This is a genomic window from Mycolicibacterium aubagnense (assembly GCF_010730955.1).
GTDB classification, from domain to species: domain Bacteria; phylum Actinomycetota; class Actinomycetes; order Mycobacteriales; family Mycobacteriaceae; genus Mycobacterium; species Mycobacterium aubagnense.
In genome coordinates this window covers 1-23867 of the sequence record NZ_AP022577.1, presented here as the reverse complement: position 1 = coordinate 23867, position 23867 = coordinate 1, and the positions used below count along the sequence as shown (strand labels likewise).

28 protein-coding genes, 3 pseudogenes and 1 riboswitch are annotated in these 23867 nt (G+C 63.9%); of the genes and pseudogenes, 15 read left to right on the top strand and 16 right to left on the bottom strand.

The annotated features are described in order from the left end of the window. Positions 1-65: 65 nt before the first annotated feature. The 9 genes from G6N59_RS00155 to G6N59_RS00115 all read left to right on the top strand — a co-directional run bounded on the left by G6N59_RS00155 (position 66) and on the right by G6N59_RS00115 (position 2703). Positions 66-332 carry a hypothetical protein gene (locus G6N59_RS00155; RefSeq protein ID WP_138230257.1) on the top strand — a complete coding sequence of 89 codons (267 nt, stop codon included), beginning with the start codon at positions 66-68 and terminating at the stop codon, positions 330-332. 140 nt (positions 333-472) lie between these two features. Continuing rightward, entirely contained in the window at positions 473-730 is a 258-nt protein-coding gene (locus tag G6N59_RS00150; RefSeq protein WP_138230256.1) for a hypothetical protein, read from the top strand. Positions 731-733: 3 nt separating this feature from the next. Then, on the top strand, positions 734-946 hold the full coding sequence (locus G6N59_RS00145; RefSeq protein WP_138230255.1) for a hypothetical protein: 213 nt from the start codon (positions 734-736) through the stop codon (positions 944-946). After that, entirely contained in the window at positions 939-1199 is a 261-nt protein-coding gene (locus tag G6N59_RS00140) for a hypothetical protein (RefSeq protein ID WP_138230254.1), read from the top strand. The genes G6N59_RS00145 and G6N59_RS00140 overlap by 8 nt, the downstream gene beginning before the upstream one ends. Next, a complete protein-coding gene (locus G6N59_RS00135) occupies positions 1192-1494 on the top strand; it encodes a hypothetical protein (protein ID WP_138230253.1) in 303 nt (100 codons plus the stop codon). The genes G6N59_RS00140 and G6N59_RS00135 overlap by 8 nt, the downstream gene beginning before the upstream one ends. Positions 1495-1528: 34 nt before the next feature. Beyond that, entirely contained in the window at positions 1529-1855 is a 327-nt protein-coding gene (locus tag G6N59_RS00130) for a hypothetical protein (protein WP_138230252.1), read from the top strand. Continuing rightward, complete coding sequence (locus tag G6N59_RS00125) at positions 1855-2109, top strand: hypothetical protein (protein ID WP_138230251.1); 255 nt, start codon at positions 1855-1857, stop codon at positions 2107-2109. The genes G6N59_RS00130 and G6N59_RS00125 overlap by 1 nt, the downstream gene beginning before the upstream one ends. Before the next feature lie 100 nt (positions 2110-2209). Next, on the top strand, positions 2210-2440 hold the full coding sequence (locus G6N59_RS00120; RefSeq protein WP_138230250.1) for a hypothetical protein: 231 nt from the start codon (positions 2210-2212) through the stop codon (positions 2438-2440). Beyond that, on the top strand, positions 2437-2703 hold the full coding sequence (locus G6N59_RS00115; protein WP_138230249.1) for a hypothetical protein: 267 nt from the start codon (positions 2437-2439) through the stop codon (positions 2701-2703). Before G6N59_RS00120 ends, G6N59_RS00115 begins: the two co-directional genes overlap by 4 nt. A 49-nt stretch (positions 2704-2752) precedes the next feature. On the opposite strand, the gene G6N59_RS31770 is transcribed toward G6N59_RS00115, so the two are convergent. The 3 genes from G6N59_RS31770 to G6N59_RS00100 form a co-directional block, all read right to left on the bottom strand. Next, positions 2753-3049: an Imm61 family immunity protein gene (locus G6N59_RS31770; RefSeq protein WP_138230248.1), complete on the bottom strand. Its 297-nt coding sequence runs from the start codon at positions 3047-3049 to the stop codon at positions 2753-2755. 196 nt (positions 3050-3245) lie between these two features. Beyond that, complete coding sequence (locus G6N59_RS00105; RefSeq protein ID WP_138230247.1) at positions 3246-3536, bottom strand: hypothetical protein; 291 nt, start codon at positions 3534-3536, stop codon at positions 3246-3248. A gap of 21 nt (positions 3537-3557) precedes the next feature. Further along, on the bottom strand, positions 3558-3701 hold the full coding sequence (locus tag G6N59_RS00100; protein WP_138230246.1) for an MFS transporter: 144 nt from the start codon (positions 3699-3701) through the stop codon (positions 3558-3560). Between the two features lie 696 nt (positions 3702-4397). Between G6N59_RS00100 and G6N59_RS00095 the strand changes: the two genes are divergently transcribed. Then, a complete protein-coding gene (locus G6N59_RS00095; RefSeq protein ID WP_138230245.1) occupies positions 4398-7124 on the top strand; it encodes a cation-translocating P-type ATPase in 2727 nt (908 codons plus the stop codon). A gap of 181 nt (positions 7125-7305) precedes the next feature. Here the strand turns inward: G6N59_RS00095 and mgtA are convergent, their stop codons facing one another. Both mgtA and G6N59_RS00085 read right to left on the bottom strand, forming a co-directional pair. Beyond that, positions 7306-9933, bottom strand: a complete 2628-nt coding sequence (gene mgtA / locus G6N59_RS00090) for a magnesium-translocating P-type ATPase (protein WP_138230244.1) — start codon at positions 9931-9933, stop codon at positions 7306-7308. 391 nt (positions 9934-10324) lie between these two features. Continuing rightward, positions 10325-11399: pseudogene (locus G6N59_RS00085) on the bottom strand (IS256 family transposase); the annotation flags it as partial. A gap of 54 nt (positions 11400-11453) precedes the next feature. On the opposite strand from G6N59_RS00085, the gene G6N59_RS31470 reads away from it, so the two are divergent. Continuing rightward, positions 11454-11816, top strand: a complete 363-nt coding sequence (locus G6N59_RS31470) for a Rossmann-fold NAD(P)-binding domain-containing protein (RefSeq protein ID WP_163910753.1) — start codon at positions 11454-11456, stop codon at positions 11814-11816. Here the strand turns inward: G6N59_RS31470 and G6N59_RS30945 are convergent. The 10 genes and pseudogenes from G6N59_RS30945 to G6N59_RS31460 all read right to left on the bottom strand — a co-directional run bounded on the left by G6N59_RS30945 (position 11800) and on the right by G6N59_RS31460 (position 20118). After that, positions 11800-12141 carry a three-helix bundle dimerization domain-containing protein gene (locus G6N59_RS30945; protein ID WP_235678719.1) on the bottom strand — a complete coding sequence of 114 codons (342 nt, stop codon included), beginning with the start codon at positions 12139-12141 and terminating at the stop codon, positions 11800-11802. The genes G6N59_RS31470 and G6N59_RS30945 overlap by 17 nt on opposite strands. A gap of 51 nt (positions 12142-12192) precedes the next feature. Next, the gene (locus G6N59_RS00070) at positions 12193-12813 is read right to left on the bottom strand and encodes a hypothetical protein (RefSeq protein WP_163910751.1); all 621 of its coding nucleotides are present in this window, start codon (positions 12811-12813) and stop codon (positions 12193-12195) included. Between the two features lie 41 nt (positions 12814-12854). Next, entirely contained in the window at positions 12855-13565 is a 711-nt protein-coding gene (locus tag G6N59_RS00065) for an MgtC/SapB family protein (protein ID WP_170212389.1), read from the bottom strand. 70 nt (positions 13566-13635) lie between these two features. Next, a complete protein-coding gene (locus tag G6N59_RS00060; protein WP_163910748.1) occupies positions 13636-14028 on the bottom strand; it encodes a hypothetical protein in 393 nt (130 codons plus the stop codon). An 85-nt stretch (positions 14029-14113) separates the two neighbouring features. Then, a pseudogene (locus tag G6N59_RS00055) lies at positions 14114-15790 on the bottom strand (NRAMP family divalent metal transporter). Continuing rightward, on the bottom strand, positions 15787-17025 hold the full coding sequence (locus G6N59_RS00050) for a magnesium transporter MgtE N-terminal domain-containing protein (protein ID WP_234884199.1): 1239 nt from the start codon (positions 17023-17025) through the stop codon (positions 15787-15789). The pseudogene G6N59_RS00055 and the gene G6N59_RS00050 overlap by 4 nt, the downstream one beginning before the upstream one ends. Positions 17026-17367: 342 nt before the next feature. After that, positions 17368-17601, bottom strand: a complete 234-nt coding sequence (locus tag G6N59_RS00045) for a hypothetical protein (RefSeq protein ID WP_138230239.1) — start codon at positions 17599-17601, stop codon at positions 17368-17370. Between the two features lie 315 nt (positions 17602-17916). After that, positions 17917-18089, bottom strand: a riboswitch (M-box (ykoK) riboswitch). A gap of 123 nt (positions 18090-18212) precedes the next feature. Further along, positions 18213-18356: a hypothetical protein gene (locus G6N59_RS00040; RefSeq protein WP_163910744.1), complete on the bottom strand. Its 144-nt coding sequence runs from the start codon at positions 18354-18356 to the stop codon at positions 18213-18215. Beyond that, positions 18353-19351: an NRAMP family divalent metal transporter gene (locus G6N59_RS31465; protein ID WP_163910741.1), complete on the bottom strand. Its 999-nt coding sequence runs from the start codon at positions 19349-19351 to the stop codon at positions 18353-18355. The genes G6N59_RS00040 and G6N59_RS31465 overlap by 4 nt, the downstream gene beginning before the upstream one ends. A gap of 32 nt (positions 19352-19383) precedes the next feature. Beyond that, the gene (locus G6N59_RS31460; RefSeq protein WP_306789604.1) at positions 19384-20118 is read right to left on the bottom strand and encodes an NRAMP family divalent metal transporter; all 735 of its coding nucleotides are present in this window, start codon (positions 20116-20118) and stop codon (positions 19384-19386) included. An 800-nt stretch (positions 20119-20918) separates the two neighbouring features. On the opposite strand from G6N59_RS31460, the gene G6N59_RS30935 reads away from it, so the two are divergent. The 3 genes from G6N59_RS30935 (at position 20919) to G6N59_RS30780 (ending at position 22094) form a co-directional block, all read left to right on the top strand. Then, complete coding sequence (locus tag G6N59_RS30935) at positions 20919-21062, top strand: hypothetical protein (RefSeq protein WP_235678718.1); 144 nt, start codon at positions 20919-20921, stop codon at positions 21060-21062. A gap of 13 nt (positions 21063-21075) precedes the next feature. Next, positions 21076-21396, top strand: coding sequence for a SpoIIAA family protein (locus G6N59_RS31765; RefSeq protein ID WP_407665917.1), 321 nt, complete (start codon positions 21076-21078; stop codon positions 21394-21396). Between the two features lie 212 nt (positions 21397-21608). Next, the gene (locus G6N59_RS30780) at positions 21609-22094 is read left to right on the top strand and encodes an ABC transporter permease subunit (protein ID WP_306789603.1); all 486 of its coding nucleotides are present in this window, start codon (positions 21609-21611) and stop codon (positions 22092-22094) included. A gap of 726 nt (positions 22095-22820) precedes the next feature. Here G6N59_RS30780 and G6N59_RS30930 read toward each other — a convergent pair. After that, positions 22821-23009 (bottom strand): hypothetical protein, encoded by a 189-nt coding sequence (locus tag G6N59_RS30930; protein ID WP_235678717.1) that lies wholly within the window; start codon positions 23007-23009, stop codon positions 22821-22823. A gap of 115 nt (positions 23010-23124) precedes the next feature. On the opposite strand from G6N59_RS30930, the pseudogene G6N59_RS31760 reads away from it, so the two are divergent. Continuing rightward, a pseudogene (locus tag G6N59_RS31760) lies at positions 23125-23569 on the top strand (ATP-binding cassette domain-containing protein); the annotation flags it as partial. Positions 23570-23867 lie beyond the last annotated feature (298 nt).

Genomic DNA, 23867 nt, shown 5'->3' with positions numbered 1-23867 from the left:
GCGTTACAACCACCATTTGCCCTATTCTCTATTTTAGAGATTCCAATCCGACCCGAGAGGCACCGATGAACACCGTGATCGCCCACCTGCAGATGACAGTCATGATGACCCACGGGTTCGCCCTGTCGCCCTCCCACACCACGACTGACACCCACACCGGTGGCGGCCACTCTGGCGGCGGTTTCATCGAGCAGATCATCCACGGCGCAATCCGCGGCTTCAGCTGGACCGGGGGAAGCATGATCGCGCGTTCACTCGGCGTGGGCGGCGTGGTCGTCGTGTTCCTCATCGTCGGCGCCATCTACCTCCTGAGGAAGCGGAAATCGTCCTAAGGCCCCGCCGATCTTCACCACCGAGGAGCTGGCGTGAGCGATCCCGCAATTGAAGCCGCACGACGCGCTTGGGAGGCCGAGCGGATTCCCACGACGTTCACTCGGCCGATCATGTTCCGCGATGGCGAGGTGGTCGAGCCGTGAGCTGGCACAAGATCAGCTGTGAAGAGCGCGACGCCATCTATCACGCCGAGCGCGACGAGAAGTTGGCTCCGATCTCCAGCTGCACCGACATGTCCGGCGAGTTCCACGGCGGCGAACCACAGGCGGACATCACGTGGGGCTACGCATCAACCGACACACCTGTCCTGCGCGAGACCCGTTACCCGTCACTGGAAGCGGGGCGGCCTGACCGTAAACCATGCGAGCACTGGGCATTTCAGAGTGATAGAGAGTGACTGATGGGCGACAACAGACGGATTCGCCGAAATGACCTGGTGCGCATCGGATCAACTGGGCGCAAGGTCTACCGAGTGGAGGTATCCACCACTGACCGCAACGGACCCACGTATTACCTCGAAGCCGATGCGGACCACCCCGACGCCGCCAAGCGGTTGCCCGATGCGTTCCGCTGGTACCGACGCGAAGAGCTCACGGGGGTGTCTCGTGGCTGATAACGCGAAGTCTCACGTCAAGATCAGCGACGGCAGTGTGTGGCCGTTGCCAGTTCTCTCGGATGGCGAGCGTGGGTCCGTAATCTGGCGGGCCAACTACACCCCTGATTCCCTCACGCGGCAAGACTACCTGCGCCTCGTCAGCATCGCGTCAGCGTACGGCTACCTGATGCTCGAAACCAACACGAAGCGAAGGAATCTCGTAGTCCGGGACATCCGCCAGGCAATGAAGGACACGGTGTCTCGTGGCTGACAACCTGATCGACATCGCGGAAGCATTGCGCATGGGCCTGGCGCAGCTGGGAGGCTTCGTGCGTCCCGTATCAGGGAACGTCTTCATGGGGTCTGGTGGCGACGTCAACCCGGACGCTCTCGCCATGTACTTGGCCGGTGCGCTCGGCCTGACACAGGAACGGCGCGAAGTCTTCGGCACGTGCGATTGCGGTAACGAGTCAGATAAGTCGTGGTGCGACGACGACTGCAACCGGCGAACTGTCGACCATCTCGAAACCCGTTGGGCTGGAAAATGGGAACGCGCCAATGCCTGAACGTAGATGTGTGTCACACGATGGAGATAACCCGATGAAAACCGAGATGATCACCACCCACGATCTGCGCCTCGGCGACGTCATCCTGAGCGACGGCATGGTGCTCAAGATCGACCAGGAGCCGCAACAGACCTGCCACCCGGTCGATAACGCGGCGGCCGGCATCACGCTGGCCACCCGCGCCTTGATCGTCAACTGGGATGACATGGTGGAGCGCGCCAAGGTGGACACCTACATCACCGGATTCATCGTCGGCCGGGTCCGCGACGAGATGAACCGTGGGGCCATCAATGAGCCACGCTGGACCATCCAGGGCAACGGGTGGGCGCGTTGGACCCGAGCCCTCGAGGCGGTGACCTGATGACCGCCGCCACCGATGCCGACCAGGGCCCGCACGGGGCCTACTACGCCGCCAAGGCGCGCGTATTCGACGCGCTCCACGCACTCGGCGCCAAGAGCCGCGAAACCGCAGCGTCCGGGCTCGCGCTCGCCGACTTCGGCGGCGAGTCCCTCATTGCCGACGCCGATCGCTGCGTCGCCACCGGTGCCGAAGTGAAGTACAGGCTCGGCTACGGCTATTGGACCGGCTACAGCCGCGCCAATGGGCGGTCCTGATGACCACGCCGCGCCGGCGGTTCGTGGACACGCTGTGGCCGCCGGCCATCGTGCTGGTCTGCCTGTGGGCGCTGATCGGCCTCGTGATCTGGTGGCTCCTGTGAGCGAGGTTTTCCATGTCGAGCTGGACATCCGGACCAGCCACACCGATTCGCATGAGGCGTTCGTGATTCGTGACGCGTTGGAGGAGTATGCGCTGCGGCAGCGCGACGATGCCGAGGGTTCTGATAACGCGGCGTTCCTGAACGCGCTGGCGGACACCGCTGATGATCTTCGGAAACGCATCGACGCCCAGATGGTCAGCGCGAACGTGAGGTGGATTCGACCGTGAGCGACAACCCGATTGAGCAGGCCGTTCCCGACGAAGGGGCGGCCTCGCAGCGTGCGCAACGCCGGGTAGTCTTTGGTTCCACGACTCCGGTCAACATCGTGGTCACGGTCGATTCACCGGACCACGAGTTCTACCGGCGCCCGGGCCGCGTCGCGGACGTGATCAGCGACTACGACCGGAGCGGTCCGACTCCCAGTGTTCGCAGCGTGACCGTGATCGCCACGGCTGACGGGACGACGAGCACATGGCGGGGTGCGGTATGAGCGCCGAGAGCCTGGCCGAAGTCATCGACCGGCAGCGCAGCCAGTGCCACTATCGAACCGGAGTCTGATAGCAGCCACGGGATAACAGCGGAGCTCCGTCTTGCGCCAGAAACGCCCGTTTCAGCGTTGCCAAGTCAAACGCCAGGTAGTGGGACAGCGGAACCAGCCTCAGCTGGCTCAATGTGGCATCGCGAGCCGCGGCAACTGGATGTCCATCGAGCCGGCGTAGCGTCCGATACCCGTTCTCCATGTCGCTCAGCTCAAACTGCGACGAAACGTCGGCTGCGTCCCAAGGTATTTCGAGGTACTCCAGATCAAGGTCTTCGCGAACATGATCAGCCAGCATTCTATCGCTAGTCCGTACTGTTGCATTGATGTCCGATCACTGCAGGGAACGACGGGCTTCTTGCCATATATGCGCTTACTTGGCAATACAACAGTTCTTCTAATCGAGGAGGCCCACCGAGGCGGGCGCCGCTACGGTTGCGATGTGCTGAGTCCCATTACGTCGTGTGCGCCAACGGTCTGCAAATAGGTAATGATCACGTCGGGCGGCATATGGAGACGGCGAGCCGGGATTCGGCGGCCTGGCCGGGCGCGTTCGGCGCCAGTGCGGCGACGAGTACGACTGCGACGAGTACGAGCGCCGACAAAGCCGCGAAGGAGTACTGCCAGCCGACTGTAGATCCGATCCTAGACCCCAGATGGAGTGCCGACGGCCAAACCTGCCCCAGAGCAATCCGAAGCAGGCACCGGCGAAAATCCTTGCGCTTAGCGATAACCCGATGTTTCGGCGAAAGGGCGGTAACCATGTTGGCGATCAGGATGCCCATCAAGGCGCAGACGACGAGTGGTTAGCGGGACACCCCACGCGTGGCAGTGGTGATCGGGATCGCCGCAAGCACTGTTCCCAGGGCATACGCGCTGACGAATTGACCCGCCGTGGCACCGGATACACCCATGTCCACGCTGATCTGCGGGAGCAGTCCAGCGGGCATGTCTCCGATGCGATCAGGACGCACCCGGTGAGCGCCATGACTGCGAGAGCCGCCACCAGAAGGCGCCCGTCCTCGCTGTGCTGCAACATGACTCGTTCCTCGCCGACCGACGATCTCATAACTTCTTTTCCCATCGTCTAGGTCTGTTGGACGATCTCGACCAGCGCGCTTCTGCTGCGCCCCTCGCGTTTAGGACGTCCGGGCGCTCGGCAGCCGCGCGGGCGACCAGACGTGGGTGACCGGCCTCGGTCGTTGTTCTGGTCGAGCGAGGCCGGTCGATTCGGGCTCAACGACGTTTCAGGAGCAGCGTCGTGGCGGCGGCGTCCCCTGCCACCATGGTGCCTGCGTAGACACTGCCACGACTGATCCCGTGCCTTCGCCCCAAGCCGAAAGGGCACAAGGTCACATGGGTTCCAGTTCGGTGGGCCCTGGTCGTGGGTGCAGCGTTAATCGATTATCGACGGAGCAGAGCCCGCCGATGAGCACGCAGTCCCAAGTTAGGGCACAGACGAACGGGGTAAACAGTGTGCGTCGCTCCCGATCAGCACGCGATGGCGCCACGATGCCCCCAAGTGGTCGCTCCTGCGGAGATACGGACAAACATGATGGTGTGCAACGGCTTTGAGTATCAGAGTCGAATTCGCTACGCGTCCGTCCAGATGGACAACGCCACTGCTCTCAGGCTGCAGGTGAACGATGACCGATATCACCGACGTTGAGCCAGACACTGCGCTGGACCCGACGGAAGCGGTTGACCTGCTATTTCGCAATCTCCGCAGCCGCCGCGACGGGTTAAGAACACGCGAGGCACAGCGGCGATTAGTCCATGTCGGGTCCAACCAGCTGCGACGGCAGGGTGGGCGCACCTGGCCACGTGAACTGGTCCGGCAGTTCACCCATCCACTGGCCCTGTTGTTGTGGGCGGCAGCGGGTCTGGCGTTAACAGTGCGCATCGAGCCGGTGGCCATCGCGATCGTCATCGTGATCGTCATCAATGCCACGTTCGCCTTCGCGCAGGAACGCCACGCCGAAAAAGCAGTGGAAGCACTGGCAGCGTATATGCCGTTACGGGCCAAGGTGATTCGCGACGGACGGAAGTCGGAAATCGACGCCGTCAATCTGGTGCCCGGGGACGTTCTGGTCATCGAAGAAGGCGACCGAATCTCCGCCGACGCCCGACTTTTCGACGGTGGCATCGAGGTCGACATGTCTGCACTGACCGGCGAGTCGATGCCGACGTTCCGGTCGGCCGACCTGGTCGACACAACAGTTCCGGTGCTGCACGCGCGTGAACTGGTATTCAGCGGCACGACATGCACCGAGGGGGAAGCCCGCGGAGTGGTGTTCGCCACCGGCATGCATACCGAGCTGGGCCGAATCGCAGCACTTTCAGAACGAGTCGAACACGACGAGAGCCCGCTCGAGCACCAGGTCCGGCGCGTGGCCTGGCTGATTGCCCTGATTTCGGTGTTGATGGGGGCGGCATTCATCCCCGTGGCCACCCTGGGCGCCGGCCTATCGTTCGTCAACGCCGTGATCTTCGCCGTCGGCTTGCTTGTGGGCAACGTCCCCGAAGGCCTGCTGCCGGTTATCACGTTGGCACTTGCGATCGGGGTGCGCGGATTGGCTCGCCAAGGGGCGGTCGTAAAGCGACTGAGTGCAGTGGAAACCCTCGGTTCCACGGATGTGATCTGCACGGATAAGACAGGCACCCTGACCGAAAACCAGATGCGGGTCACCGTAATCGCCACCGCGACGGGAAGTCACACCTTCGATGGCGCCGACCCGTCGGCGCGAAACGATGCGACGCTGGCGCGTGTTGCGACGGCGATGGCAGCCTGCAACAACGCCGATATCGACGCGCAGGTCGCAACGGGTGATCCGACTGAAATCGCGATGCTCACCGCCGCAGGCGCGCTAGGTGTTCGCCTTGAACCAGGGCAGCGCCAGCGCGAGCGGCTCCGGCTGTTCCATTTCGATCCAGCACGCAAGCGCATGTCCACCGTTGACCAAAACGACGCTGGCGTCTGGGCACACACCAAGGGTGCACCGGAAACTGTCCTCCCATTGTGCGAGAACGAACTTGACGCTGACGGACATCCCCAGCCGCTGACACTGGCCAGGCGCGCCGCACTGACCAACCTGGTCGACACTCAGGCCCGGCACGGACTGCGGGTGCTGGCGGTCGCTGACCGTCGCCTCGAATCCGATGCCAACCCGCCGGACCGTGATCAGGTCGAGCGCGATCTGACGCTGCTCGGCCTGGTGGCCATGATCGACCCACCGCGCCCCGAGGTCCCCGCCGCCGTCGCCGACTGCCATGCAGCAGGCATCCGCATCATCATCATCACCGGCGACCACGGGCTGACCGCCGCCGCAATCGCCGGCCAGGTCGGGATCATTCTCGGCGAGCCCACCATCGTGAGCGGCGATGAACTCGACCAGATGAGTGAAGCCACACTCGACCAATTACTGGCAGGGCCCACCGAGTTGATCTTCGCCCGGTCCTCACCTGAAGCCAAGCTGCGCATCGCTGATGCGCTGCGGGCCACCGGGCACGTCGTGGCAATGACCGGCGATGGAGTCAACGATGCCCCCGCGCTGCGCCGGGCCGACATCGGTGTGGCGATGGGCCGTTCAGGCACCGACGTGGCCCGAGAGGCTGCCACCATGGTGCTCACCGACGACAACTTCGCGACCATCACCGTCGCGGTGCAAGCCGGCCGACGGGTCTACGACAATATACGAAAGTTCATCCTCTATATTTTTGCCCACGCCACGCCCGAGGTTGCCCCGTTCCTCGTGTTCGCATTGTCCGGGGGCGCGGTGCCGCTCCCGCTCACCGTGCTGCAGCTCTTGGCCTTCGACGTCGGAACCGAAACTCTGCCCGCCCTCGCGCTCGGCCGGGAACCTGCAGAACCCGGGCTGATGCAACGTCCACCTCGGAAACGCACAGAATCGGTCATCCGCCTACCCATGCTGCTGCGCGCCTGGTTGTTCCTCGGTGTCATCGCCGCAGCCCTCGCGATCGGCGGATTCTTCTACGTCCTGCTCAAGGCCGGATGGCACCCCGGCGACCCAACCGGCCCCGGCACACCGTTGCACCACGCCTACCAGCAGGCCACTACCATGACCTTCTTTGGCATGGTGGCCGGCCAAATCGGCACCGCATTCGCCGCCCGCACCGAACACGTCTCGCTGAAAACCGTTGGTGTCCTGTCGAACCCGCTGTTGTTGTGGGGCATCGCCTTCGAACTCGCCCTCGCCGCGGTAATCATCTATGTCCCACCGGTGCAAACCGTCCTAGGAACCGCCGCATTAAGCCCCACCATGTTGGCATTGACCATCCCCTACCCCTTCATCGTCTGGGGGGCCGACGAACTACGTCGCTGGCTGATTCGCCGAACCCATCGCGACCGATGAACGTGGGCAGGCCTGGGCCAGCGTTGTGATCCCCGCCCGCCGACAGCCACAGGACTACAAAAGGTGGCTTCCGAGATTTTCGGTATGCGGTGCAGTCCCCATATACGGGCAAGCGGTGCGTTTCGGCGTCACGTGATGTGACGGGATGCCATTACCTCGTTGGGCGTCCCGTGCTGGTGACTTAATGGATGCGGCCGCGATGGCTGAAGCGCGCGGCGCGCCGCTGGATTCGGTGTGCAGGGCCCCGGGTGCGGTGCGGCTCGCCGGAGACGAGCAGCGGCTCGCGATAGAACACCTTCTTGGTTGCCTCGACCAAGCCCAGATAGGCGAGGATAAACAGCAGCAGCGCCACGAAGAACTGCCGGGGCAGCGGGGTGAAGCCCAGCGTCGCACCTAGCGGCGTCACGGTAAGCACAACGCCGACCACGTCGACCGACAGCAATGTCGTCGTCAGCAGACCGCTGGGCCTGCTATGCCAGAACGGCACTTTGCGGGTACGAATAGAGAAAACGATGAACGTCTGGGTGGCAAGGTTTTCCAGGAACCATCCGGTGTGGAACTGCACCTCCCCGGCGTGCAGAACGCCGAGCATCAATCCGAAGGTCAAAAAGTCGAACAGCGAATTGATCGGTCCGAAGGTGAGCATGAACCGTCGGATGAACCCGATGTTCCAATGTGCGGGCGCATGCAGCTGCTCGTCATCGACACGGTCGGTGGGGATCGCCAGCTGGGAGGTGTCGTAGAGCAAGTTGCCCAGCAGGATCTGGCCGGGCAGCATCGGCAGAAACGGCAAGACCGCCGAGGCCGCCGCTGCGCTGAACATATTGCCAAAATTGCTTGACGTCCCCATGAAAACGTACTTGATGGTGTTGGCGAAGATCCGCCGTCCCTCGGCCACCCCGATGGCCAGCACACCGAGGTCTTTTTCTAGCAGGATGACGTCGGCCGCGTCTTTGGCCACATCGGTGGCTGTGTCGACGGAAATACCCACGTCGGCGGCATGTAGCGCCAGTGCGTCGTTGACCCCGTCGCCGAGGAAGGCCACCGAGCGTCCCGTGCGCCGCATGGCCGTCATCAGCCGCTGCTTTTGCTCCGGGGAAATGCGGGCAAAGATGGTGTGGTTCTGAGCGGCTTGGCTGAACTCTTCGTCGCCGTAATGGGCCATATCTGCGCCGGTGATTGTGCCCTTGGACGCGAGACCCAAGTCGGCACAGACTTTTTCGGCGACCTGCGCATTATCTCCTGTGGCAACCTTGACTTCGATGTTGAGTGCCCTGAGCTGGGCGAGAGATTGGCGGGCGGCTGTCTTGGGCTCGTCGGCGAAGTAGCAGAATCCGGCCAGCATGAGGTCGGATTCCTCATCGGCGGTGATGGTGGTCAGCTGCGGCGCGGGCTTGACTGCCACGGCCACCACGCGGCGTCCGGCAGCGAACAAGGCCGACAACGTCGTCGCCTGGGCATCTTGTGGTACACCTTGGCAACGGGACATCACTTGTTCAGGGGCACCCTTGACTACCAGCAGCCGTTTGCCGTGGTCGTCGACCAACACCGACGTCGCCCGCCTAACGTGGTCGAACGGCAGCACCGCCATCTGCGCGACGTCATTGCCGATGAGCTGCCGCGCGCCGGGGTGCTCCCACAATGCGGCGTCTAACGGGTTGGCCGCCGCGGCGCCAGTGATGGGATCGACATCGCAAGCCAACAACGCCAGTCGCAGCACGGAATCGCTGTGGGCCCCCACCGGGTCGACCGTGTCGATGAGGCTGATGTGGCCCTCGGTCAGGGTTCCGGTCTTGTCGGTGACGAGAATATCGATATCGCCGAGGTCTTCGATGCATACCAGCCGCTTGACGAGGACCTTGACCTTGGCAAGCTGTCGGGAGCCGGTCGCCAAGCTGGTGCTGACCACCGCGGGCAACAGCTGCGGTGTGATCCCCACGGCAATGGAAAGGCCGAACAGCAGCGATGTGATCACCGGTCGGTGCAACAAGATGTTGGCAATCAAAATGAAGACAGTCAGCGCAATCGCAACTTTCACCAGCAGGTAGGAGAACTGCCGCAGCCCGGCCTGAAAAGTCGTCTCGGGTTGGCGTTCCCCCAAATCCGCGGCGATCCGGCCGAATTCGGCATCCCGGCCGGTCGCATAAACCACCGCCAGACCCTCGCCGCCGCTGACGATGGTGCCCATAAAGGCCAGATCAGTCATATCGACCAGGGCAGCCCTCGGTGCCACCGGCGCCGTTGACTTCTCCGCGCTCGTAGATTCTCCGGACAGGATGCCCTCGTCGCACTCCAGCGCCGTGGTTTCGATCAACCGCACATCAGCCGGCACGGCCTCTCCCAGGCAGAGCCGGATGACATCACCGGGCACCAGGTCGACGACATCCACGTCAATGACCGTCCCGTCGCGGCGCACCTGTGCGCGGTGGTGGACGCTGTCATGCAAGTCCGCCGCCGTCTTCTCGGCCCGATACTCGTTGATGAAGCTCAGCCCCACACTGGCGCTCAGAATGATCCCTATGATCAGGGCGTCGGTGTGGTCGCCGAGGAAATACGACGCGAGCGCGGTTATGGCGAGCATGATCATCACTGCGTTTCGGAACTGGCGAACGAGCACCGACCAGGCCCTGACGTGGTGGCTGCGAAGCGCGTTCGGCCCGAACCGTTGCAACCGCTCAGCAGCCTCGGCAGCGGACAACCCGTCCGCACAAGTTTCCAGCCAGCCAAGGACCTGCTCGACCGAAGCGGTCGCCGCGGCCTCGGCGCTCAGCGACGCGGATATAGCTGGGGAGGGTGGCTTCGAGGTCATCGACCCACCCGGCTGTTCAGCGAACAGAGGGATAAGGCATCTGAGCACCGGATAACACTGATGTCTGAGGGCTCCACCGCCACAGTGATCACGACCGCCACGCTGCCATCCCTCGGCTCGATCCGGTACACCGCACCGCAGCCTACCCATCCCCAATTGAGCCGCGCGTCAACTCACCGCAGCTAACGGGACTCGAATCTGTTAGCACCAACCTCCAGCCACCAACCCATGAATCGTCTGGCGTTCTCCCCGGGTGGCAGACAGCTTGGAATCCCAACGGCGGTCGGTCAAGTCCAGGGACGTGGTGTATGACGTCGTCGTGTGATTCTTCGAGGTAGTTGGGTCAGGCGGGCAGTGCCGCGGGGTCGTCCGCCGCGAACGAGACGGATCAGGCCGCGCGGTCGGGGAAGATGCCCACGACGTCGGTGCGCCGGCGGATCTCCTTGTTGAGTCGTTCCTGGGGATTGTTGCTCCAGATCTGGCGCCAGATCTGCTTGGGAACGCGGTGAACGCCAGCAGATCCGGCCGCGCCGCTTCGAGGTGATCGGCGACATTGGGCAGCTTGTCGGACAATGCGTCGATGATCCGATCATATTGAGCAGCAACGGATTCAGCGTCAGGTTGGTCGAACACCGAGTGCAGCAGGGTGCGCACCCAGGGCCACGAACTCTGGGAGTGACGGACATCAGGTTGGTCGTGTAGTGGGTTCTGCAGCGCTGCCACGCCGCTCCGGGCAGGGTGGCCCCGATGGCGGCGACCAGCCCGGCGTGGGCGTCGCTGGTGACCAGTTTGACCCCGGACAGGCCGCGGGCGGTCAACGACCGCCAGAACGTCAACCAGCCCGCCCCGTCCTCAGCGGTCGTGACATCGATTCCCAGGATCCGCGGTAGCCCTCGGCGTTGACCCCGACGGCGATCAGGGCGTGCACGTTGACCACCCGGCCGGCTTCACGCACCTTGAGCACCAGAGCGTCCGCAGCGACGAACGTATACGGGCCGGCATCGAGCGGCCGGGTCCGGAACGCCTCCACGGCGGCGTCGAGTTCCTTGGCCATCACCGACACCTGCGACTTCGACAACGACGTGATGCCCAGGGTCTCGACCAGCTTGTCCATCCGCCGCGTCGAGACACCAAGCAGGTAACACGTCGCCACCACCGTGGTCAGGGCCCGCTCGGCGCGTTTACGGCGCTCCAGCAGCCAGTCCGGAAGTAGGATCCTTGCCGCAGCTTCGGGACAAGATCCAAAGTCCCTGCACGGGTGTCGAATTGACGGTGTCGGTAGCCGTTGCGGGAATTGGTGCGCTCAGCCGAGCGTTCGCCGTAGCCGGCACCGCATAGGGCGTCGGCTTCGGCGCCCATCAGGTGTGGATGAACGTGGCCAGCAGCTCGCGCAGCACGTCGGGATGGGCAGTGGTGAGTCGTTCGGCCAGCACAGTGGGCAGATCGATATTGTGGGCAGTGGTCATCGCGTCGATTCCTTTGCTCGAGTGACTTTTGACGGTCTCTCGAAGAATCACGCGATGACCTTCAATCCTCGGCTACGACACGCCGGTACCGCTGATCAGGTCCGACTCTACACCACCTTGATGGACGCAACCCGGCGGTCAGATAATTCACCGTTCAGTCCCACCGGTCAACACGCCGTCGTCATAGGCCACAGCTCCATCTTGGGCAAACCGGTCGGGATGCTGCTGGAACGCAATGCAACGGTGACGTATTGCCACTCCAAGACCGCCAACCTGTCGGCCGTCCTCAGCGACGCCGACATCGTCGTTGCCGCGGTAGGCCATCGCGAATTGACCAAGGGCAGCTGGATCAAATCCGGTGCCGACATACTCGACCGCTGCTACGACGGAGTTGCTGTCCCTAGGTCTGGGCGCTGAACTCCGTTCGTACACGGCGCTCTACCAGCAGCGGAACAAAATCGCGCACCGAACACGAATCGAAGCGTGACAATGCCCGTCGCACGGCGATCACGACGTCGACCGAGTCGCGCGACGGGAAATGAGCCGCTAAACGCGCGGTCACCTCGGCGATGGCGCGGTCCTCGCTCATGTCGAGTCGCATGAATTCATCGTCCATCCACTGAACGCACGGACAGGTCAGATTCAGGAAATCCGCAGGTTCTCCGGGGCTGATCCGCGAGGTAGAGTGTGGATGAGCGTTCGTGATCGGTGAGGAACCCGAGGCGATGACTTCGCCAATCACGACAACACCTCATCGTCTTGGAAGGCGGCGTCGCCAACACAACGCTTTCCTTTAGGAGTCGGGCGATGCGGCCGGCACCTGTACCGGTGGAGGGCTGGCGGGCGCCGGTGCGGCCGTGGGCGTGGGTGTTGCCGCCGTCGGCTGACCGTTCGCGGCTTCGAGGACGGGTGCGGGTTGCCCAGGCACCTGCGGGGCGGTGGTCGGCTGGGCTGATTCGGCGGCGGCGGGCGTTTTGGGTGCGGCGCCGCCCGGGTCCTCCAGGGTGGGAACTTCCATGCCCGCGCCGATGTTGGTGCCGGGGGTGACCGTCGGCAGGGTCGGGTTGGGGCTGAGGCCGGCGCCGATCCGGTAGCGGCTGCTGCTTGAGGTCAGTGCGTTGGCTTTGTTAGGGCTCAAGCCCAGCGCGCTACCGGGCATGCCGTCAGCTTCCATCGCGGGGTCAACGCCAGCTGTGGCTCGGACTCCTCGAGCGTCGAACGCGGCCGGCGGGGCCACCGCAATGATGTTGTACCAATTCGAGTAGCTACCCATCGTGCCGTTGACGGGCACCGGCGGCCCCGGCATCCATGGCAGGACCGGCGGCGTGGGCGGTTGCGCACGAGCCACATCAGGAGCGAGCGGTGACCCCAGCACACCAAGCATCAGCCCCACCACTGCTGGCCGTATTTTCATGAATGACATACGGATTCGCCTTTCGTTGGCTCCGGGGCAGATCAGTCGACTGGGCTCATCTCGTCGGCGCTCCATCGGACGCCGGTGACTTCGGGTGCTTTGATGACGTCGGCGAGGGCGGCTTCGATGCGGTGATCGTCACGTTCGTCGGCGATGACGGTGGCGGCGATGCGGACTCCTTCACCGTCGGGTAGGTCGATCGCCGTGATGGACCGCACAGTCAGGTTGGGGTGCGAGATCGCGTCGAATACCAGGCTGCGGATGTGCACTTCGGCGGTCGTGGCGCAGCGGACTTCGAATCGATATTCGGCAGAAGGCTTTTCAGCGCCGGGACCATGGTGGCGGTCCAGGGTCCGCCCGACCGGGCGCAAGAAGATGTTGGCGGCAATGACGGCGCCGCTTCCGATGGCGGCGGGGATGATCATGCCTCCGCCCGCGAGGGCGCCGACGGCGGCCGAAGCCCAGAGGGTGGCGGCGGTGTTGAGTCCAGAGATGGTGGCGCCTTGCTGCATGATCACGCCGGCACCGAGGAAACCGATCCCGGAGGCGACCTGGGCCGCGACACGGGTGGGGTCGGCGTGAATGCCGGTGAAGGAGTATCCGCCCATCACGACGAACAGCGTGGACCCGAGGCTGACCAGAGCGGCGGTGCGCAACCCGGCGTTACGGGAGCGCCACTGGCGCTCCAGTCCGATGGCGGCCCCCAAGCCGAGTCCGGCGGCGATCCGCAGGACGATGTCCAGCGTGTTGATCATGATGTTCTCCTGAGGTTTCGTGTCGTGATGGGATCGTCGACGAGTCGTGGCTGATCGGTTGGGTTCGCTACCGGTGGTCGTGTGGTTGGCCGGTGACCAATTCGCGCAGCAGCATTCGGCGGGAGAATGGCGGTTCGTTGAGTCGGACGATGCGCAGCGTGCCGCCGATCAGCAGCACTGCGAGTGGCAGTTCGCCGCACACGGCGCTGATGACTGAGGTGAGCTGATCGCCGTGCTGTGCGGTCATCACGTCGAACCATGCATCGCACAGCAGCAGCACCCCGGTGGTGAACGCCACGACGGTCAGCAGCGGGCTGCGCAGGAAGCCCAGGACTGCCGTGGCGAACAGGAACAGCACCAACAACACATCGAATCCGATCCAGGTGGCGCGCCAGTGGGCCGCGGCGTAGTCCTGCGGAAGTGTTCCTCCGAGGTAGAGGATCCACGGGACCAGTGCCACCGCCGCGATGACACTGATCCAGGCACGTACCCGGCCGACCGCCCGGGACCGTAGTCCTAGCCATCAGACCAGTGTTCTCTCGTCGTTAGCCTCCGTGGCTGATCTGGATTGCCTTGACCACCAACAAGATTGCCCCGACAACGAGGTAGCTGCGCAGGGCGATCATGCCAAGACGGGTGCCCGCGTTCCACTGGACTGGTTCCAGCAGCGCTAGCGGCGGCATCCGCCAGGTGTCGCGGTCCAGTTCGTCCACCGGCTTTACGGTGGCCGCAGGTTGGCGGCGGGACATCAATCGCAGTGCGACGAAGCCAATCCCGGCGCCGACGACGAGGCCGCCGGCGAGATATTCGGTGACGGCGATGACGTTGAGGTCTTTGAACATGGTGGTGGCCATCAGGATCGACGACAGCAACACCCCATGACACCGGCCACGGCGTTAAGCCAGGGCCGGTTCACCCAGGGCCCCAACACTTCCCGATCGTTACACAGCAACAGCAGGAACACGGTGGCGCTGGGTAGCAACAACCGCCAAGGCTTGTACCGCGGTGGTGATCAGCCCCAGCGGCGCGCCGGGGATGAGCACGATCGCGGCGGCCAGGGCGATCATGGTGCAGTAGGACACGTAGAACGCTTTGGCATCTTTGAACCCGCGGTGCAGGGAGTGCTTCATGCCGAAGACGTCGCCGAACGCGTAGCTGCTGGCCAATGTGACGGCCGCTGCGCCGACGATGGATGCGTCGAGTAGAACGATCGCGAAGATCGAGCCGAGCGCGTGGCTGTGTGCGCCGAGCAGGTGCGCGATATCGCCGGCGTCGACGAAGTCGGTCTTGCCGGATACGTGCGCGGCGAAGTCGCCGACCATCACCAATGCCGCGGCGCCGATGATGACGACGAAGGCGCCGATCACGGTGTCGGCGCGTTCGTAGCCGATGAACCGCGGGGTGATGCGCTTGTCGACGATGTTGGACTGCTGAAAGAACAGCTGCCAGGGGGCCACGGTGGTACCCACGATCGCGATGATCAACAACACCGCATCGGAGGTGATGCCACCGGAAATGCTTGGTACTACAAACGATTTCGCGGCATGGCCCCACTGTGGGTGGGCCATCAGCAGCATGGGTAGTTGCAGCAGGGTGATGGCGATGAACACGAACATGGCCCGTTCCCACCGGCGGAAGCTGCCGCTGGCCATAATCGCGATCAACGCGACCGCGGCGGTGGGGACCACGATGTATTTGGACACGTTGAAGTAGTCCGCCGCCAAGGCGATACCGATGAACTCGGTGACCAAGGTCAGGAAGTTCAACAGGAATAGGTCACCGACGGAGAACCATCCCCAGCCGCGGCCGAAACGCTCGTTGATGAGTCGGGCGTGGCCGACACCGGTGACCGCGCCGAGGCGGACCACCATCTCCTGGTTGACGATCAGGACCGGGATCAAGAGCAACAGGGTCCACAGCAGGCTGTAGCCGTAGGTCTGTCCCGCCTGGGCGTAGGTGGCCACGCCGCCGGCGTCGTTGTCGCCGACCATGACGATGATGCCGGGACCCAGGATGGCCGCCAAGGTCAGCAGCCGGGTTTTCAGGGTGGAGCCGGTGTCGGGGTCGCTGATACTGATCTTGCCGAACGCGCCCTCGATGTCACCGAGATGTGCCGAGTCCAGCACCGCGCTCGGTGGTGGTGATTTCGGTGGCCCGGCCGGTGCCGGGCTGGCCGCACCTGATGGCTGTCCGGCTGCGGTGGGGGTGTTGTTGGTCATCATGACTGCGCTCCGTTACCGGTGGTGCCGATGTCGCGGATGGGCCGGGGCGCGGGTTCGCGGCGGCGCCAGTCTTCGGGGATGAGTGCTTCCAGAACGTCGTCGTAGGTCACCACGCCCAGGACGTGGTCGCCCTCGTCGACCACCGGCACGGTGGCCAGGTTGAAGTCCGACATCAGCAACGCGATGTCGGTCAGGTCGGCATCCGGACCGACCCGCACTGGGTCGGTGTCCATCAGCGCGGTGACGTCGGCGCCGGGATCGGCCTGTAGCAGCACGATCACCGACACCACCCCCGCAAGCTGGCCGTCGGCTCCCAGCACATGCATCTTGAGCAGCGCTTCAGGCTGCAGGGTGCGGGCCTCGGCGATCACCGACAGCGCCTGTGCGGCAGTGCTTTCCAACGGGCATGTGGCGATATCGATGTTCATCAAACCGCCCGCGGAATCGGGGTTGAAACCCATCAACGTGACGACCTTGGTGCGCTGCGCCGCTGGCAGTAGGTCCAGCACCCTGCGGCGCCGCGACTGGCGCAGATCGGACACCGCGTCGGCGGCGTCATCGGCACGCATCCGCCCGAGCACCCCAGCGACCTCGGTGTCGGGCATGTCATCGAACAGCTTGCTCGCTTTCTCGGGATCGAGTTCTTCGAACACATCGGCTTCCAGCTCGGGATTGGAGCGCACCCGCTCCAGAATCTCGCCGCCTTCAGCCGCGGTCGCGTCTTCGAGCAGATCGGCAATTTGCGCCGGCTTGAGGGTGTGCACCCGGCCCTGAACACGGCGCACGAGCATCGATTGGTCGTGGCCGATCATCGGCTCGAACGCTTTCCAGTCTCGCGCCGCGTGCCCGCCGTGAGACTTGATCAGACCGAAGAATCGGGCCGGGCGGCGAGTATCCAAGCGCGCCAGCACCCAGCCGGCGCCGGTGTCTTCGAGCTCAATGTCGTAGGCGCGCAGCAGTTCTGCGTTCGGCACATCGATGAACCGGTGATCGAGCACGTCGGCTTTGAGCAGGTATTCGCCGTCGCGCCGACCGAACGTGCGCAGGTCGACCTTGTTCTTGGTCAGATCCACCTGGTGCTCGGAAAGCGACCGCACGATGTCGGCGGACACGAACACCTGTCGGCCACCGACACCGACCACCAAGCCGGTCACCGCCGGGTATTCCTCGCTACTGCCGAGGCGGACGATGACGTCCTCCACTTTGCCGACCGGCTCACCCGAGCGAGATACCACCGGCGCCTTCAGCAGTTCGGACAGGTGGATGACCGGCGCGCCGCCGGTGCCGGCATGGTCGTCGCGTGGGGTGTTGTGGTTCACGGGTACTCCTTGGGTTCGGTGTGCCGCGCCGGCGGCGGGAACAGGCGGATCGTAAGGACAGAGAGCGAATTCAGGGTGAACGGCGGCCAGCTCATCGCGGATCAGCTCGACCAGCGCCAACGGCACCGCACAAGACTCGGCGACCGCGGTGGGGTGTTTCCCGGCCGCGAGCATCGCCCGGGCGGTGCGCATCCGCAGGCTCGGCCTCGAACCGGGCCACGGTGGTGGCCCGGATTCGGGTCAGTGGCCGGCACCGGTTCACCAGCGCCCGGCCGAAAAGCAGTGCCCACCCAACGAGGCGGTGAACACCGCCGGTCGGCTGCCGGCGTACACGCGGGCCAGGTTGGCCTGTTCTTGGGCAGTGAGGCGACGCCGATTAACGAACCGGCGCAGGGCAGCGCAGCCGATTATCCATAGGTCGGTGAACCCGAAAATACGGCGGTGACGATCCGCAGGAACGCCTCCGGTGCTGTAGGTCGGGGCGATGGCCATTGCAGGGCTCCTTGCAGGGGCGCAGACCGCGACGTGCATTCGCCGAATCACATTGCTGTGCACTACAACTGGGCGGTACCGCAACGGATGCGGCCCGGCGCCATGCAGTGGTGCTAGAAACAGGCGGTGATTCAGCGGCTGTTACGCCGCGGCGAGGTCGGAAACAACATGAGGTTCAGATGGGGATAGGGACTATCACTGGGACTCATCGGGTTGTCCGTCACCTCCTTCACGGCCGCGGCGCGCGGGGGCGCCTGCAGTATCCACAGCACCACGCACAACGGGAGGGAGAAACCGCCAGCGCGAAAAGCCGGCGGAGCACCCCTCTCGTCAGGGCTTCGGCACTACGCGACGTACCCCGCTCTCGCGGGGAGCCACTTTGGGTCATCCCTTAATCCGGGAAGACCTGTCCTGATCTTGGGCGTCTCTCGACGTCGTCAGATCAGTGGCCTGTGTTCACGTAGGAGCCTCACCTAGCAAGGTGCTGACCGCGGTCAATGATGAACCCGGCCCGGATGGAAGTCAAACGGAACACAGCGGATTCGCAGATGTCGAACAGCTGACGCGAAGACAGGCCGGGTGCTCGCATTCGATCCGCACCCACCCCACGATCACCGTCGCCGCCACCATCGCACGCCGAGCGCCACCGCAAGTACTACCCACAGGCCGACGAGCACGGCGGTACCGATATCCGCCTGCCTATCGGTGTAGGCGGGCAACGCGAGAACCGCGGCGACTGTGCTGATCGCTGTCACTGCGCCTCCTCCTGCCTTGACACCTCGACCGTGGCTGGCCAGTTATGCAGATTCCGTTGCACTGGAACAATAGGTCTGCCGATGACGACGACGTGCGCAGCATGTGAACCTTGACGTAGGTTGATCCAGGACCACCCGCATCTATGGTCCTCCAAAGGGTCACCTGGGTTTACTGCGCACCTGTCGTTGTCATGCACCAGTGAGCAGTGACCCCAGCAGCGCTGCGCACACGCACCCATGATCACCACGATCGCCCAGCCCATGATGTTGGCGAACCGGTTGTTGACGTGCTGACCCATGATCGAGCGGTTGTTGCCGACCAACGTGATCAGCGCCATCAAAGGTGGCGCCAGCACACCATTGACCGCGGCGGCGTAGTACAACATCCGAAACGGCGGAATCCCAATGAAATTCAGACCGACGCCGACAATCGTGGCCACCGCAATCACGACATAGAAAGCACGGGCCTGGCGGAAGGTGTATCCGAGCCCCGCTTTCCAGCCCAGCGCCTCAGACAGCGCGTAGGACGCCGAACCCGTCAAAGTTGGTACCGCGAGAAACCCGACCCCGACGATCCCAATCGCGAACAGCAAGAAGGTGAAATCACCCGCCAGCGGCCGCAGCGCGGCGGCGGCCTGATCCGGGGTATCAACATTGAATACACCCGCTTGGTGAAGGGTGGAGGCGCACGTCAGGATGATGAAGAACTGCACCACGTTGGAAAAGCCCATGCCGACCGCGGTGTCAGTCCGCATGTTACGGATGTCCCGGTCGTGAAGCACCGGAACACCCTTGCCATAGAACTGCATTCGACCGCGGGCGTAGTCCTCCTCCACTTCCTGGTCGGCCTGCCAGAAGAAGCAGTAGGGCGTGATCGTGGTGCCCAGGACGGCGACGATGTTGAGCACGTAGTCGCTCGACCACTCGACATGCGGAACGAAGGCGCTCACCGCCACCGTGGGCCACCACGGATGATGAATGACGAAGGCCGCCAAGGCATAAGCGAGCAGGCTCAGACACGCGTACTTCAAAATCGGGCGTACGCGGGATAGGGCACGAAGACCTGCAGCACGAGCGAGATCACCACGATCACGGCCAGCCAAGCCAGGAATGGGGCGTGCACCAGCAGTTGCCCGGTGGCCGCCATCGCGCCGAGGTCGGCCCCCACATTGACGACGTTGGCGACCATGAGCAGCGATACCGCGACGAAAAGCACTTTGCGCGAATAGTGTTCGCGCAAGATCGCCGCCAGGCCGCGGCCGGTGACCATGCCGATCCGGCCGCAAATCTCCTGGATGGCCGCCATGAACGGATATGTCCAGGCCGCCACCCATAACTGGGAATAGCCGAATTGGGCGCCCGTCTGGCTGTAGGTCTGGATGCCGGACGGATCATCGTCGGATGATCCGGTTACAAAGCCCGGGCCGAGCACCCGCCACGCCGAAACGGCCCGAGCACGCAGAGACGTACGCGGGCCGCCAGGCGGGGCAACCGCCGGGCCAATCAGTGGCGGTGGATTCTCGGCGTGAGGACCATCGGTCGGACCGATGGCGAGGTCGGCGGCCGGCGAAGAGACGTCTGGCTGAGCCCGCTCAGGGTTCATGCGGCGTGCGGCATCAGGTGCGGTACGTGCGGACTGATGTGAAGCCGTCTGGCTACGGGCCGGCACCCAGCCGACGTAAGTGAGGTACAACCCAACCAGCGCGACGAAGACCGACACGATCTGCCACCACGGAGCGGCGTTGAGGACCGTGTGCCCCATGGGCAGGTAGGTCTGAGGGAATCAGCCCGATTCCCTTGAAGACGGTGAGCCAGCCCAGCACCGAAACGATCGCAGCGGCCGGTCCCCGCCAGTACGGGTGCAGCGCGATGACCACCAGCCCCATCGGTAAAACGAATGCGCCGGCAACCCACGGCCACACGGCGTCTGCGGTGAACGCATCGATCATCGAACGCATGGAAGCGGTCCGACTGATCATGGTCAGTGCCGCAACCACGAGTACGGACCCAGCACGCGGGCAAACAGACGCGTCCTCGGCTCGATCTGCGGTGTGATGCTCATGGCTACCTCCGTTGAGTGAGCGCATCGCCAGGCGATGACGTGACACAAACGTCGTGACACGGCTGTGAGGATCGTCTGTGCCAGTACGGCTATCTCACTGCGCGGCGGCAACACGCCGGTAGGGACCGAAGTCCCTCAATCGGGCGCCACTAGTCAGCGACCAGAATCCGGCCGCGCAACCACATTCGCTCCCGCACGTCCGCATCCGCCCCCTGTTCAATCCTCAGTTTCACACGGGTGACGTAATTCGAAACAATATGTGGCTAACTAGTGAACGGGACGGGAATAACGCGGCCGTGGACGTTGGTGAGGCCTTTGTTCCCTAGCCTGACCGGCCGCAGCTTCGACAGTGTCGAGTGGACAACCAACTCACACCGAACGCCGAGATCGCTCAACGCCGAAGCCATACCTCGTGTTTCGTAATCCCAGGCGCCTGTCCGCAGGACGCAACATGGGACCACGAGCAGCAGGCCGCCGGGACGCTCAGCGAGGAGGAATTGATGATCGAGCTGCTGACGGGCTTTCCCGACAATGTCGCAGCGTTTGCGTACCACGGTCAGGTAACGAGGGCTGATTACGAGAAGGTCCTGATACCTGACTTCGACGACCGGCTGCGCCGTCGAGAAATTGCGTATCTACGTTGAGATCGCCCCTGACGTGGAAGGCTTTGACCCGGGCGCCATTTGGGAGGATCAGAAGCTCGGCTTCGCCCATTTCTTCGACTGGGAACGCTGCGCCGTGGTCACCGACGTCGCCTGGGCAAGCCCATCGCGAAGTTCAGCGAGCTGTTTGGGTTCCTCTGGCCGGGCACCTACCGGGCGTTTTCGAGGCCGACGCCGACGTAGCCCGCGAATGGATCGCACAGGCTTAACCAGCAGGCCTGCCTCCCGGCCAAGGATTGCGGGGTCGGGCCAGGATTCGGAATGGGAGCGAAGTGGAGCATCACGTCGAGGTGCTGATTGGCCGGGTTGGGCATGACCGCGGCATGAACTGGCGCGATGCGGCCGCAATGGTGTTACTGCTTGCGCTGACGTTGGTCGGTGTCGGCGCCCATGCGTTGTCGGGTTCCTTCGTGATGACACATCAACCGGCAATCTCACTGTCGCCAGCGGCGTTGCCGGGCTATGCGCTGCGAACCACGTTGCGGATGTTGACGGCGATGATCGCCTCGTTGTTGTTCACACTGACCTATGCGACGGCGGCGGCCAAAGCCGCCGCGCGGAGATGGTCCTCATCCCGCTGCTGGATGTGCTGCAGTCGGTGCCGATTCTCGGGTATCTGTCCTTCACGGTCGCGTTTTCGTATCGCTGTTCCCGGGGCGGATCCTGGGGCCGGAGCTGGCCGCCATTTTCGCGGTGTTCACCAGCCAGGCCTGGAACATGGCGTTCAGTTTCTACCAGTCGCTGCGTACGCTGCCCACCGACCTTGACGAGGCAGCCCGCGGCTTCCGATTCTCGGGATGGCAACGGTTTTGGCGGCTGGAAGCACCGTTCGCGGTGCCCGGGCTGGTGTGGAACATGATGATGTCGATGTCGGGCGGCTGGTTCTTCGTCGTGGCCGCCGAAGCGATCTCGGTGGGCAATGTCCAGGTGTCGCTTCCGGCGTCGGCTCCTATGTCGCATTGGCGATACAGAACCGCAATTTGGGTGCGGTGGGGTGGGCGATCATGGCGATGACCGCGACGATTCTGCTCATCGACCAGATCCTGTTTCGGCCGATGGTGGTGTGGGCGGAAGGTTTCGCTACGAGCAGGCTGCGGCGCAAGTCTTTCCCCGTAGTGTCGTCTACAGCCTGTTCACTCGCGCATCGCACCTGCGCGCGGCAGTGGCGCCGCTGGGCGCGGCTAAATCGGGCCGGCCGGATGCGACTGAATCCGCCGGTGAACCTGCCGCGCCCTGCGCTGGGCTCCCGTACGCGCCGACTGGTCGACATGGTCTGGTTCGCCCTGATCGCCGCCGTGGTGGGCTGGGCTGCGGCGGTATTAGTCCGCCACGAGGCATCCGCGCTGCACTGGCGCGACGTGCAGACTGCGGTATCCAACGGGGGCCTCACATTGCTGCGCGTGCTGGTCCTGGTCGCGTTGGCGTCGCTGATCTGGGTACCGATCGGGGTGTTCGTCGGACTGCGACCCACTCTCGCCGAAAAGTCCAGTGGCGCAGTTCCTGGCCGCGTTCCCCGCGAATCTGCTGTTCCCGGTCGTGGTGTTCCTGATCGTGAACTTCCATGCCGATCCGCGAATCTGGTTGAGCCCGTTGATGATCCTCGGCGCGCAGTGGTACATCTTGTTCAACGTGATCGCCGGCGCGACCGCATTTCCCACCGACTTCCGAGGCGGCATCCAGTTTCCACATCCACGGCTGGCGTTGGTGGCGCGACGTCATGCTGCCCGGCGTGTTCCCCTTCTACGTCACCGGCGCGATCACCGCCTCCGGCGAGGCCTGGAATGCCAGCATCGTCGCCGAAATCGTCAGCTGGGTTCGACCAAGCTCAACGGCTCCGGCCTGGGCGCCTACATCGCCGACAACACCTACCGAGGCGACTTCCCGCATCGTCTTGGGCGTGGCAGTGATGTCGGTGATGGTCATCGCCATGAACCGGGCCTTTGGCGGCCGCTCTACGCTCGCCGAACGCCGCACCAGGCTGGATTAGAAGGAATTCACGGTGGACGAGCACAACACAGAGCCAGTGCAGCTTGAGAACGTCAGCATGACCTTCGCGACGGGCGCCGACAATCCGCTGACGGTGCTCGAGGACATCAACCTCACCCTGCACGACGGCGAGATCCTTGGACTGCTCGGCCGCTCCGGTTCCGGCAAATCCACTGCTGCGTATCGCCGATGGCCTGATGAAACCCACCCGCGGGCAGGTGACCTATCTCGGACAACCCGTGACACGGCCACCCGACGGCATGGCCATGGTGTTTCAGACATTCGCGTTGTTTCCGTGGCTGACCGTGCAGCAAAATGTCGAAGCCGGTCTCGACGCCCTCGGCGTCGACCCGGAGAATGCCAACCGGCGGGCCACCAAAGCCATCAATAACATTGGGCTGCAAGGCTTCGAACACGCCTACCCACGCGAACTGTCTGGCGGGATGCGTCAGCGAGTCGGCTTCGCCCGGGCCACCGTCATCGAGCCCATCATTTTGCTGATGGACGAACCGTTTTCCGCGCTGGACGTGCTGACCGCCGAAACCCTGCGCACCGACTTCCTCGATCTATGGTCCAGCCGTCAACCGCCAACCAAGTCGGTGCTGATGGTCACCCACAACATCGAAGAAGCGGTACTCATGTGCGACCGAATCCTGGTGCTGGCCTCCTCCCGGACGGATCAGCCTAGAACTTCCCCTCAGCCTGCCGCAGCCCCGCGATCGGCTCGATTCGGCGTTCCGCGACGCCGTCGACGAAATCCACTCGACACGACCGCACGCGCCGTGGAATCAATCCGCGCCG